Origin of the sequence: Clostridium massiliamazoniense (genome assembly GCF_001403635.1) — a bacterium.
GTDB classification, from domain to species: Bacteria; Bacillota; Clostridia; order Clostridiales; family Clostridiaceae; genus Sarcina; species Sarcina massiliamazoniense.
Genome location: NZ_LN879464.1, coordinates 48,139 through 60,435, shown reverse-complemented (window position 1 = coordinate 60,435; position 12,297 = coordinate 48,139). Strand labels below are relative to the sequence as shown.

The 12,297-nt window shown below is 24.9% G+C and carries 12 protein-coding genes; 2 read left to right on the top strand and 10 right to left on the bottom strand.

Annotated features, from left to right (window positions below; translation table 11 throughout):
- Positions 1-318: 318 nt before the first annotated feature.
- The 9 genes from ARA19_RS18165 to ARA19_RS00530 all read right to left on the bottom strand — a co-directional run bounded on the left by ARA19_RS18165 (position 319) and on the right by ARA19_RS00530 (position 9,337).
- On the bottom strand, positions 319-453 hold the full coding sequence (locus ARA19_RS18165; RefSeq protein ID WP_341381171.1) for a hypothetical protein: 135 nt from the start codon (positions 451-453) through the stop codon (positions 319-321).
- Positions 453-608, bottom strand: coding sequence for a hypothetical protein (locus ARA19_RS17315; protein WP_157452204.1), 156 nt, complete (start codon positions 606-608; stop codon positions 453-455). The genes ARA19_RS18165 and ARA19_RS17315 overlap by 1 nt, the downstream gene beginning before the upstream one ends.
- A 117-nt stretch (positions 609-725) precedes the next feature.
- Positions 726-1,112 (bottom strand): hypothetical protein, encoded by a 387-nt coding sequence (locus ARA19_RS00555; protein WP_055069028.1) that lies wholly within the window; start codon positions 1,110-1,112, stop codon positions 726-728.
- A 336-nt stretch (positions 1,113-1,448) separates the two neighbouring features.
- Complete coding sequence (locus tag ARA19_RS00550; RefSeq protein WP_055069027.1) at positions 1,449-6,365, bottom strand: N-6 DNA methylase; 4,917 nt, start codon at positions 6,363-6,365, stop codon at positions 1,449-1,451.
- A 20-nt stretch (positions 6,366-6,385) separates the two neighbouring features.
- The gene (locus tag ARA19_RS18050; RefSeq protein ID WP_278321648.1) at positions 6,386-6,508 is read right to left on the bottom strand and encodes a hypothetical protein; all 123 of its coding nucleotides are present in this window, start codon (positions 6,506-6,508) and stop codon (positions 6,386-6,388) included.
- Between the two features lie 122 nt (positions 6,509-6,630).
- Entirely contained in the window at positions 6,631-6,984 is a 354-nt protein-coding gene (locus tag ARA19_RS00545; RefSeq protein ID WP_055069026.1) for a hypothetical protein, read from the bottom strand.
- A gap of 43 nt (positions 6,985-7,027) precedes the next feature.
- Entirely contained in the window at positions 7,028-8,032 is a 1,005-nt protein-coding gene (locus ARA19_RS00540) for a hypothetical protein (RefSeq protein ID WP_055069025.1), read from the bottom strand.
- Between the two features lie 599 nt (positions 8,033-8,631).
- Positions 8,632-8,934: a hypothetical protein gene (locus tag ARA19_RS00535; protein WP_055069024.1), complete on the bottom strand. Its 303-nt coding sequence runs from the start codon at positions 8,932-8,934 to the stop codon at positions 8,632-8,634.
- Positions 8,935-9,013: 79 nt separating this feature from the next.
- On the bottom strand, positions 9,014-9,337 hold the full coding sequence (locus ARA19_RS00530) for a bacteriocin immunity family protein (RefSeq protein WP_242862363.1): 324 nt from the start codon (positions 9,335-9,337) through the stop codon (positions 9,014-9,016).
- Between the two features lie 446 nt (positions 9,338-9,783).
- On the opposite strand from ARA19_RS00530, the gene ARA19_RS00525 reads away from it, so the two are divergent.
- Positions 9,784-10,635: an Rpn family recombination-promoting nuclease/putative transposase gene (locus ARA19_RS00525; RefSeq protein WP_055069022.1), complete on the top strand. Its 852-nt coding sequence runs from the start codon at positions 9,784-9,786 to the stop codon at positions 10,633-10,635.
- A 212-nt stretch (positions 10,636-10,847) separates the two neighbouring features.
- Positions 10,848-11,495 carry a hypothetical protein gene (locus ARA19_RS00520; protein ID WP_055069021.1) on the top strand — a complete coding sequence of 216 codons (648 nt, stop codon included), beginning with the start codon at positions 10,848-10,850 and terminating at the stop codon, positions 11,493-11,495.
- An 87-nt stretch (positions 11,496-11,582) separates the two neighbouring features.
- On the opposite strand, the gene ARA19_RS00515 is transcribed toward ARA19_RS00520, so the two are convergent.
- Positions 11,583-11,948, bottom strand: a complete 366-nt coding sequence (locus tag ARA19_RS00515) for a hypothetical protein (RefSeq protein WP_055069020.1) — start codon at positions 11,946-11,948, stop codon at positions 11,583-11,585.
- Between the last annotated feature and the right edge of the window lie 349 nt (positions 11,949-12,297).

The window sequence follows — 12,297 nt, the reverse complement described above, 5'->3', positions numbered from 1 at the left end:
TAATTCATCACATATAGGAATTATTTTTTTTAAATTCTCAAAAGATTCAAAATATCTTTTCTTTATAGTTTCATTAGGTATACCATGACCACCAATAGCAACTCTGTGAGAAACTCTTTCTTGTGCTATTTTATAGCTGTTTACAGTAACAAAATGTACTGATACATAATAACCTAATTCTTTAGCCTTCTTTACATTACTGATTATTGACTTACCACATAAAGTTGTTTCTTGGTTAAAAGAAACGCCATTAGCAAAATAAAATCTAATTAACCTAATAGCTTCTCTTGCACATTTAGCTTGAAGTTTATCATCAGTCTAATTTCCTAACCTAGAAACCATTTCATCAGTGTTAATTCTTCTCTCATTTTTATTTAAAATTGCATAATCTGAAGCGAATAATGAAGATTTACCAGCTCCATTCACACCTGCAAATATAGTATAAGTATTCACTACTTAACCACCTTCTTCGCTGCAATGTGTCTTGCTTCATTAACTAAATTAAAAAAGAATTTTCTCTCATCATCTGAAGAAGCTTTTTTTAGTAAAGTCATTAATTCTGTAATTGAAAGATTTGAGTAATCATCTTTTTTTAATCTCATCTCCATATAATCCTCCTTTTCAAATAATACAACTTAATTATATATTATTACATAATTGAATAGGTGTATTATTTGAAATTAAAAAAATTTTTATTTTAATATTTATGGTCCTTATTTTGTTTTTTACATTTCTGATTGATTTAAAAGTCCTTTTAATAAAAAGTAAAATTTTCTTTTTTGAGAAATCTCATGAGCAACAGCCTTTAAAATTTCATAATAAGATTCCTCGTCATTTTTCCCTTCAGCTAATTCATTTAAGATAGCATCAGAAAGTTTTTTTAAGTTATTTGAATAAACTAAATCCTCAACTATTTCATAGCTTACTTTCAAAGGATTTATAACTTCAAACTCTTTGATGATATCAATAAATAAAGTATGCCAAAGCAAAATTTTACTTTCTTGAAGAGTAAAAGGTTTATTACCTAAAGCAATTTGTCTTTCATCAGAATAATTTCCTTCTTCATCATTCCATTGCAAAAAGTTTAAAATTTCTAATCTAATATTTTTCATTTTCAGTTCCTCCTGTGAGCCTATTGGCTATTTATTTGTTTTTTCCATTAGCTAAAGCTAATTAAAATTTGTTTGTTTAATACTTCAATATAAATATTAAATAAAATAAATTTTCCTTTATATCTTAAATATGTTGTTTTACAAAAAAAAATTGAACCTTAAAATTGTAAAAAAAGTGTGAATTATATCCGATTTTGTGATATAATTAATATGTTATTTGATTTATAAAGTTTGTACATATAAAGATTGTCTTAAATAAATATTTTCTTTATTTATTTATGCCCCAACCAAAAAGAACCCCAAATTTAAAAATATAATTTGGAGTTCTTTTTTTTATTATTTTATATTTCCATCTAATGAAAGTTCTGTTTCTAAATTATTTTTAGATAACAATAAGTTTTGAAGTTCTTCTTTATGTTTAAATTCAACATTTGTTTTTCCTTCTAATAATCTTAAATCATTAGAATATTGTTCTATTTTCTCAATCATAGAATCTCTTTTTTCTATTAATAATGTATTTATTTTTTTAATAGAATTAAACATCATTTTTGGATATACTTTATATTCTAATTTATAATTATAATTAGAACCAATATAAAAACTTCTATTTAGCATACCTGATGTTGTTGTAACTTCAAGTTTTATAGGAAGATTATAAATATAACCTATAACCTTTGAATCAATTCCTTTCATTATTAAACCTAACTGTTCTATTGCTAGAGTATCATCTGAATAATCTTTATTATTAAGATTAATAATAAAGTCTCCAGTATCTTTCATAACAGCAATATCTTCATTTAGTTTTTCAAGAGATTTTTTTGTGAAAGCTAAATGTTCCTTTGTCATTTTTTCTTGTTGCATAGACATAAGCATTTGATGTTTATGAGCTTTTTCCATCACTTGAAGCTTTTGTATTTGCTCTTTCATAGTTGCAAGTTCTAATAATTTAGGATTATTAGCTGCACACGCTTTACAAGCTTCATAAGTAAGTGTTGATGATTCTAAATCTTCAGCTACCCTAGAACTAGATGTTGCTGAAAGGATTTGAGCTATATATTTAGATTTAAATTCAACAAGTTGCCAGCTATAAGCATCAAAACTTGAATTAGTTACATATCTAAATTCATAGACTTCTTCATTTACATTACCAAATCTAAAAGCTCTACCTACTCTTTGTTCTACTGAAGACGGCTTCCAAGGTACGTCAATATTTGACAAACTTTTGATATTTTGTTGAAAATTGACACCTTCTCCACACGTAGAAGTTGAACCAATTAAAATTTTGAAGTTTCCTTCATTAAAATCTGAAATCATTTTAGTTCTTTGTTCAGTTGTCTTTGCATCATGAATGAATTTAATTTCATGCTCTGGAACGCCATTATTTATAATGTGTGTTTTTAATTCATCATAAACACTATAACTTCCATCATCTTTTGGAGTACCTAAATTTGAAAATAATAGTTGAGTTCCATTAGGGAATTTTCTATAGATTTCTGCTACATCATCAGCTACAGCTAATAATTTAGGAGAATCTTGGTCTATCCCAACTAATCTAGGAGCAACAGCTATTTTTCTACCTTCATTAGTAATTTTAAGCATATTATCTATTGCAGGATTTACTCCCCCATTAGATATACTTTCAGCTCTTTTAACTAATTCATCAATATAATTTTTCATTTCAGGTGTTGGTTGAACTGTTCTAACAATAGGTTTTCCCTCTACATGGTTAGGGATTTTTATATCATCTATATCTTGAATATTAACTACATCAGCAACTTCCCTAAAGACAGTGATTAACTCACCTAAGTTACAGAATTTACTGAAACGAGCTTTTAATCTAAATCCTTGACCAGTAGGATCTATTTCCATGTTAGTAACAACTTCTCCAAAGTTGGCAGCGAAAGCATCAAAACTCTCTAAGCGATATTGCTCTAAGCTACGCTTTGGTGATAAATACTTTAATAAAATATACATCTCAGACATTGAATTTGAAATTGGAGTTGCAGTCATAAAAGTTATACAACCATCACCATAAGTTTTTCTTTGGTAACTTATTTTATTATATAAATCTTGTGACTTCTTAGCTGAACTATTTGCAACACCAGCTACTTGGATTTTCTTAGGAACAAAAAGATTTTTATAGTTATGAGCTTCATCTACAAAAATATTTGTAATCCCTAAATCTTCCCAAAATAGAAGTCCATTATCAATATGTCTATCAGATAATTTTTTTATTTTTGTTTCAAAGTTTTCTTTTGCCTTTTCTAAATCTTTAATAGAAATTCTATTATCTGAATTCTCTTCATAAAATGATAAAGTTTCATTTACTTCATCTAATCTTTCCTTTAGTAATTCAATTTCAGTTGAAGGTTTTAAAGGTATCATACTTAAAACTGAATAAGGAATAATAACAGAAGTCCAATCTCCAAGAGCAATTTTAGAAATTAATTTTCTTCTATTAGATTTCTTAAAGTCCTCTGGAGTACAAGCAAGTATCTTAGCTTGTGGATATAAAGCTAAATATTCTTTTGCAAAACCATATGATTTGCATAAGTGATTTGGGACTATAAATAAGTTTTTATTCTTAATCTCTCTATTATTACTAATTCTAGCTGATTCTTCTGCATAAGCAACTGCACTATAAGTTTTACCAGAACCAACACTATGACATAATAAAGTATTTGTCTTAGATTGAATCATTCTACTAATAACCCTTAATTGATGTTCTCTAAGAGATATATTAGGATTTATATTTATTGTTTTAAAAATATTAGAATAACTTCTTTCTACATATCCATTAAACTCTTCATTGTAGATATCAGTTAAATATTTTAATACTTCTGGTTTAGAATTTATATAATTAATAAATTCTAATTTCCACTTTTCAGCCATATTTAAAGCTAATTGTGTTTCCTCAATATTTTTAACCCTTTTTTCTTTTCCATCAACTAACTTAGTATCAGTTACAGTTAAATCACCTAAATTTAATATAGCATCAATAATTGCGAAACTAGGTTTTCTACTACTTCCCCATTCCATCTTATCTTTTGCATATGGAATATAACCATTATAGATTAAGCTATATCCTTTTACAGCAGTATATAATAGTTTTACTTCATATCTGTCATCATCCAAACCTAAAGTTTGCTTAATAAAATCTTCTTTGATATTAGCAGGTATCCAGGTACTAGCGAAATTAAGTGCTACATCTGTGATGTAATCTGGAATAACCATTTTTAACGCTGCTACATTTCTTTCAATAGCAGGATTAGTTTTTGCTATTTCAACAGCTACTTTTAGCTTGTCCTTAACATAACCACTTAAATATTCATCTCTATATATAAGATTTGAAACATCTAAAGGATCAGCGAATACTATTTCTCTTTCTATTAATTCCTCTGTTATAGATTTTACACTTCTATTTAATTTTTCAGCTATAAAATCTACATCTATAGCTCCTAAAGTAGTGAAACTTAAACAAATAGCATCTTCAATATCTTCAGGAATAAATTCCTTTTCTACAGCTATTGTTCTTTTTGAGAATATATCTGCTTTATAATATGTTTTTTCTTCTAAATCATAGTTTTCTAAAGCTGCTATCATAGAATAAAGAATACATTGATTTAATAATGATTTATTTGCTCTACCATTAATAAATCCAAATTGTGAAACAAATTTATCATATTCATTATTTAAAGCATCTTGCAATGAATTTAATCTCTCATCAGAACAACCTTGTAATTGCTCTTGTATAAGAGTTTTAACTATTGATTTTATTGAAATATATAATTCAAGCTTTTCTCTTCTTGTCCCAACGTAAGAACTAGGAATTAATTTATTACCTTGTCTTTGATAAATTTTATTTTCTTCAAGGATAAATTCACCATCTTTAATATTTTCATCTTCACAAGTCTTTAATTCTTCTTCCTCAAACATATAATCATCTGTTAGAGGTGTAATATAAACTTCTGAAGGGAAATACTTGAAAGTTTTTCTGAAAGAATCACTAGATAACTTTCCAGATGATTTTACTGAAATACATTCACCAAACTGATTAGTAGCTAAAGTTAATTCACCTATTACCATTTCTGGATTATTGATAAAGTATTCATTAACAAATAACTCTTTATCTTTAAAAACTCTTCTAGTTTTTAACCAACTTCTATCAATTTTTTTCTTAGAAACAACTTCATCATCTTCATTTTCCTCTTCTTCATCAAATTCATTAGTTTCATTTTGTTTATTTTCATTTTTTTGAAGGAAAATAATATCTGAAACAACGCTTGTATCTGAAAAAGCACCTGAAGGTAATCTTACAGCACCTAAAAAATCGCATTTTTCATCTAAACATTCTCTTATATAAGAATTATTTTTATCCATTACACCTGTGCTTGTAACAAAAGCTATTATTCCTTTATCTCTAACCTTTTTTAAAGTCTTTAAGAAATAATAATCATGTATAAATAAATTATCATTTAATTCTTTATCAGTAGCATCAAAAACCTTAATATCTCCAAATGGGATATTTGATATAGCTAAATCAAAGCTACCATCTTTAAGAAGGTCTGATGTTTCTTCATATCTACGATTAATTATAGTTGCAGATTGGAAAAGATGACTTGCTATTTTTGAAGTTGTAGGGTCCATCTCAACACCAACTATTTTGGAATTATAGAACATATCCTCTTTTGAATAAATAAAGAAATTTCCTATACCCATGCTTGGCTCTAATATTCTACCTTTTTCAAAACCTAATCTTAATAAAACATTCCATACATATTTAACTATTGTTGCATTAGTATAAAAAGCAGTATTAACAGTTTTTCTTGCATTTTCAAATTCAGCACCTAAAATTGAGTGAGCTTCTGAATCTTCTTGTAGCTTATTAGAAAGACCTCCCCATCCAACAAACTTAGATAGCATTTTTTGTTGTGATTTATTAGCTTTTTTATTATTAGAATCTAATTGATTTAATAATTTAATAGCATTGATATTATCACTGTATCTTTCTGCTGGCTTAGTAGATGCAGTATCCTTTGATACTATGAAATCTAATATTAACTCTTTTGGTTTCTTTAAAGTTTTTCCAGCAGAAGTTGATTTGTTTTCCTCACTATTATTATTTGATATATTATTAAATAACCCTATTAAAGCATTAGTTGAATTAGTTGAATTACTTTTAACCTCTTCATTATCGCTATTCTCACTTTTCTTGAAAGTAGTTTTAGGATCAGTTGAATTATTAAATAACATAGAGAAAAAGTTTATATCAACTAAATTTTCATTAGAATTTTTTTATTTCTTTTCTTATTATTTGTTTTTTTCTTTCTTTTTTTCTTGCTATTTTCCTCACTTAAAGATGGTGCTAAGTTAAAAAGTTGCATTAATTTATTCATTTATTTATTTCTCCTTTGTTCCTATCGACTGTAAGTCATTTATATTTTCCTTTGGTTTTTTTGAATAAAAATATATAACACAAATGAAATAAATCACTTGTGTTATATGAAAATCTTATTATTTACATACTTAGTAATTCCATACTGCAACCTACAAGGACTTGCTGTCTCTTTTCGATTGCATTTAATCTAAAAGTTATATTCTTTAAAAGAACTTCTCTAATCATGTTAAAATCTAGTTTTATTAATCCTATAGTTTTAACATCTACAAAGCCATCTTTAGTATAATAACCAAAGAAAGAATCTCCTTTATCTTCAACTAAATAAATATATTTACCCTGCTCTTTGTAAAGGAAAATTGCCTTTTTATTAAAAGGATTTTTCTTTTCCCACTTTACGCATTGAGTAGCAGTAATTCTAAGATTTTCTAAACTTTCTTGTAAATTTTTATTCATTTCTTTATCCATGTTTTTCATTTTTTTCATCCTCATCATTCTTATTTATTTCTTTATTTCTCTCTTATGAATTTATTCCTTTAGCTGCTATCTCAGCACAATTTAGAATAAGTTCAATTTCTTCATTGGTCATATCTGACATTTGTTTATTTGGGAATATGCTTTTAGCTGTATTTTCAACAACACCTTTTGGAAGAGTAGTATATCTTTTTTGCAGTTGCTTTCTTATTAATTGCTCTGTACTATATTCAACTTTTTCAACAACAGTTTTATTAGGTTGAGATGAAGCAGGATTATTGTCCTGTTTTTCATCATTAGGGTTTAAATTAGATATATCCATGATTTCTCCTGAATTAATATCTATTAAATCTCTAGTCATGATATTTGCATTAATATTTTTAGCAATAGATATAATATCTCTAACTCTTTGGTCTTTATCAGAACCATATAGAGTTAATTCAATTTCCCCTTCTCTATTTCCAGGCATACCAGTAATATTTTTTAATGGTGCTGAAAATGGAGGTAGTTTTTTAAGAGCATTTCTTTGAGCGATAGATATAATCTTTCTTTCACCCATAGCTTTATTTGAAGTATATTCTGAAATACATCTAATAACCTTGTCATTCTTTATATTAACAACGACTTCTAATTGGTCATTTATACTTCTTGCTATAAGATAAGGCTCTTTTTCTGGGTTAAAAATTCCTTTGGTTAATATATTCCCGGCAGTACGATCAATACTAACTAATTCAACTAAAGACTGAGTAAAATACACTTCTACATTCATTTTTACAGTAGCAGATGCTGATACTATACTTCCGTTAAATTGGCAGAAAGAAACAGCGTTAGCTGTAACTTCAACTATTGAACCATCTTCATCTCTTAATATATAAGGATTTTCCTTTATAGCTCCATCTATCATTATGGTATCTGGCATATGAATACTAGCACAAACTATATTATTCATATAATTGTATCCAGCATAAGTTATACTAGCGTTGCCATAATCATCAAAAGCTATCATTTCATCTTCTTCTTTTAGGATAAGTTTAATTTTAAATTCTTTCATAATATTTAATTCCTCCTGTGAGCCTATTGGCTATTTGTTTATTTCCTTCATTAGCTAAAGCTAATTTGAATTTATTTATTTAAGACTTCAATAAATTGAATAAAATAAATTTTCCTGTATACCTTAAATATGCTAATTTACAATTATTTTTTGAACTTAAATATTGTTAACTTTCTGTTAACATTCACTAGGATTATCTTATTTATATAAATATATTTAATTTACAAACACCAAGTATATTTAAAAACAATGGAGAAACAACCTTGAAAAAGAAGTGAGTATATGTGAAGGGGGGAATATAAAATAAAGAAAATTATATAAAAATAAAGCAGATTAGAAATTTTTAAAATAAATCTAAATCTGCTTTACTTCGTGTAGTAGTAAAATAACTCTTATTGAATAAATGGTATATTAATTATCGTTTATTTTTTTATTTACTTTATATATTTTTTTATAATTCTTTCTATTTGTACCCACAACTTTCCTGTACCCACATTTCTATTAATTTATTTATTTTATATGAAAATTTATCTCCCCTTTTCCCTTTATTACTTGCTTTAGAAAAAAAGTGTGGGTACACATTTCTTGTACCCACAACATTATCTTTGTTTTAGAAATAAATATTTATTTTTTAATATTGTTGAATAAATAAGGAACAATAAAATTTTCCACCCTCTCATGGAATTGCCACAATCAAATCTTAGAATTTTATCATTTAGAACTTCAAAAGTTACTTTATTACTTCTACACCAGTCCATTTTTAAGTACATTGTGTATTTACCTTCTTCAAGGCTTATATATTTTATTTCACCACATTTAATTTTACTATAATATTTTTCATCTATTATAATCTTATAATCTCTTTCTGTATCAAGTAAATTATCTCTATGTAATATTATCATATGAAAAACCCCTTAACTATAAAAAAAATAGATTTATAATATAGGTTTAATAGTATATTATAAAACTTAACTGAAAAAATTAAAATAAATTAAGCCATGACCAATAAATTAATCCACGCCCTAACTCTTTTTTAAAAAGTCCAGTTGAAGAAATATCCATATAAAGTTTACCAACTTTAGGACTAAGATTTTTTTTATTTTTAAATTTATAAAGTGCTAATCTTCTTAAATTTTCTTCTAATCTCATAGTTTGCAATTCAAAGTCTTTCCCTTTTTCGACTGCATTTTTAAATTCAATAAGTTTAATACGTTCATCTTCAGTAGTTTGCTTATCCAAAATTAAATTATAAATTCGTTCTAATAAAATATTTTCTGATAAAACTTGTTTTTCTTTCCTATTCAAGTTAATCACCTACCTCAAAATATTTAAGCTCACTGAAAGATAATTAAGTGAAAAAAATTACTATAACAAAAAAGCCTAGATTGGTGGGAAGTAAATAATCTAGGCTTTTAAGCTGATAAGGGCAAAAAATTAAAAAAATTATAGTTTTAATGTAAATAATATAAAAGTGGTTAGATTTAAATGTTTTATATTTTCTTTACAATTACATTGTATTACTTATTGTAAAGGTATTCAATAAAAATGCTATAATGTTAATAGAATGTTGTTAATTTTAACAAGTAATAGAATTTTTGTGAAAATATGTTGTAATTTGTTCATATCCGTAGTATACACTAAAATTTATATTCAAGAATTTAGTTTTATTTTTTATATTATAATAAAAACATGATACCTAACCTATATAAGTGGTCTAATATCACTTGATATAAAAGAAAGAAGGGATACTTATGGGTTTATTAAGTCCAAAAATGGACTTTATTTTTCAACAAATCTTTGGTAGTGAGGAAAATAAAGAAATTTCAATATCTTTTTTAAATGCAGTTTTGAATTCTACTGAGAAAAATAAGATTGAAAAAGTTATTTTTAAAAAATCTTATGTGATTGATGAATATTCTTCAGATAAATTCAGATTAAACATAGAAGCAACTACTAATAAAAATGAAATAATAAATATTGAAGTTCAAGTAAGATATGAACAAAGTTTAATTCAAAAAACTTTATATTTTTGGAATAAATTATATTCTAAGCAATTAGAAGAAGGACAAAATTATGGTGTCTTAAATAAAACCATATATATAAATGTTTTAAATTTTAATTATTTAAAAGAGACTTCAAACTTCCATAGTGTTTTTAGATTAAAAGAAATTACTAGCAATATGGAATTAACAGATATAGAGGAAATACATTTTATAGAGCTTCCTAAGTTTGTGAATAATAAAGAAAAAAGTTTATTAGCTGCTTGGTGTGAATTTTTAAATAATCCTAACAGTGTAGAAGTTAGAGAATTAGAAAATGAAGTAGATGAAATAAAAAGAGCAATGGATATACTGATTAGAATAAGTAACAATGAAGAACAAAGAAGATTTTATGAAATAAAAGAAAAACAAATATTAGATGAAATAAGTGCTTTAGCATTAGCGAAACAAAGAAGTATTGAGAGCTTCCTTGAAATAGGGAAAGAAGAAGGGAGAAAACAAATAGCTATAAAAATAGCTAAGAACTTATTAGATATTTTAGATGATGAAACAATAGCTTTAAAAACAGGATTAACAATAGAAGAGATTAAAAAACTTAGGTAAAATAAAATTTTAGTTTTATACTTTTATAATAAATATATTTTTTTCTTAATAATAATGTTTTTCATAATTAATTCATTGAATTTTAATTTTTAAATTTAGATTTAAAATATTAATGGAAAATTCACATCATTCTTTTATATTTAGAAATAAATTTTTAGTATACTTTTCTTAAGATATTTTTAAATTGTTAAAAAAGATTGGAGGTACTAAAGATGGCTAATATTTGTTTTTTTGATGATGATTTTTATGAAATTTATGAAAATGAAGAAGGTTGTCCTTTAAAAAAAGGTTATTTACTAGTGAAAAAGAAGTATTTTTTGTTTTCAATAGATCCTTTTCCAGATGAAATTATAAATCTGTCTGATAATGAACTTGAAAATATATTCTATCCTGATTATGAGGGAAATAATATTTTTGATAAATATTTTCCGCCTGAAAAATTTAATGATTTTTCTGTTTTTGGTACTGGTCATGCTTTTACAGTTGAAAAAAATTTTGAGAAAATTAATGAATTTTATTCTTTAATTTTTCACGCAAAAAGGATAACCATATTTTATGATAATAAACGTAAAGAAAAAGGTATTCCTTTAGAAGAATATAATAAAATATATAAAGCTTTTTTCTTTTTTTCTAAACCTAAAAAGCATGCTGATGGTACATTAGTTGTGATAGTATCTATATTAAGCATAATTTCTTTAATATGTAGTATTTGGAAACATAATATTTACTATCTTTTTCTAATGCTTGTTTTTTTATATATTCTTCAAATAAGAAAGAGATATGTAGTTGGATTATCCCAAAAAAAAATTAATAATATTTTAAAAGAGAAAAAAATAAATTATAAATTATTCTTTAGATAAAAAACTGTCTCAAATAAATAGCTATTCGAGACAGTTTTTATATTATATAAAAATTATTTATTTTAATATTTATAGTTTCCATATTACCTATGTTTGATTGATTTTTCTTATAATTTCACGAAGATATAAATTGTTAATATAAGGTGTAGAAAAAAATAAAATTAACACAAAAATTATTCCTATTATAAAAAGGAAAATAGGTTCATAGCCCATATAAGTATAATAAATCATAAATAATACAAACAAAAAGCCTATTATTTTCATAATATTAGTAGAGATACTTTTAGGATTTCTTTTACCATAATAACAGCTATATTCTGTATTTTCTTTTAATATAGAAATATCAAATTCTTTATCATTATCTATCCCCATTAAATAAGATATTGAGCCAACTTTATATTTTTTATTTCCCATTACATCTAATAAATTTACTTTATCAAAATCTAAATTCAAAAATTCTTTATCAAATTCATTCGCTGAAAAAAAATATTTATTTTTTTAAAACATATATATCCTTTTTCAAAAGGAATATTTTCTTTTTCTATATTAATAATAAAAAATGCGTCTCTTACAAAAGGAAATCTTCTTTCTATTGCAATCACCTCTTATTCATAATTTTTTCTAATAGATTTATGAACTATAATAAGTATTAATATAAGAAAGTATTCTACTACTAAAAGTTTTTAATTACATAAAAAACTTTTAGTATAATTAAAATTTTAGTTTTATACTTTTATAATAAATATATTTTTTCTTAATAACAATATTTTTTATAATTAATTCATTGAATTTTAATTTTTAA

Coding starts and splice junctions, on each gene's coding strand:
- ARA19_RS17315 (WP_157452204.1), bottom strand. CDS start 608: ATGGAGATGAGATTAAAAAAAGATGATTACTCAAATCTTTCAATTACA.
- ARA19_RS00555 (WP_055069028.1), bottom strand. CDS start 1,112: ATGAAAAATATTAGATTAGAAATTTTAAACTTTTTGCAATGGAATGAT.
- ARA19_RS00550 (WP_055069027.1), bottom strand. CDS start 6,365: ATGTTATTTAATAATTCAACTGATCCTAAAACTACTTTCAAGAAAAGT.
- ARA19_RS18050 (WP_278321648.1), bottom strand. CDS start 6,508: ATGAATAAATTAATGCAACTTTTTAACTTAGCACCATCTTTAAGTGAG.
- ARA19_RS00545 (WP_055069026.1), bottom strand. CDS start 6,984: ATGAAAAACATGGATAAAGAAATGAATAAAAATTTACAAGAAAGTTTA.
- ARA19_RS00540 (WP_055069025.1), bottom strand. CDS start 8,032: ATGAAAGAATTTAAAATTAAACTTATCCTAAAAGAAGAAGATGAAATG.
- ARA19_RS00535 (WP_055069024.1), bottom strand. CDS start 8,934: ATGATAATATTACATAGAGATAATTTACTTGATACAGAAAGAGATTAT.
- ARA19_RS00525 (WP_055069022.1), top strand. CDS start 9,784: ATGGGTTTATTAAGTCCAAAAATGGACTTTATTTTTCAACAAATCTTT.
- ARA19_RS00520 (WP_055069021.1), top strand. CDS start 10,848: ATGGCTAATATTTGTTTTTTTGATGATGATTTTTATGAAATTTATGAA.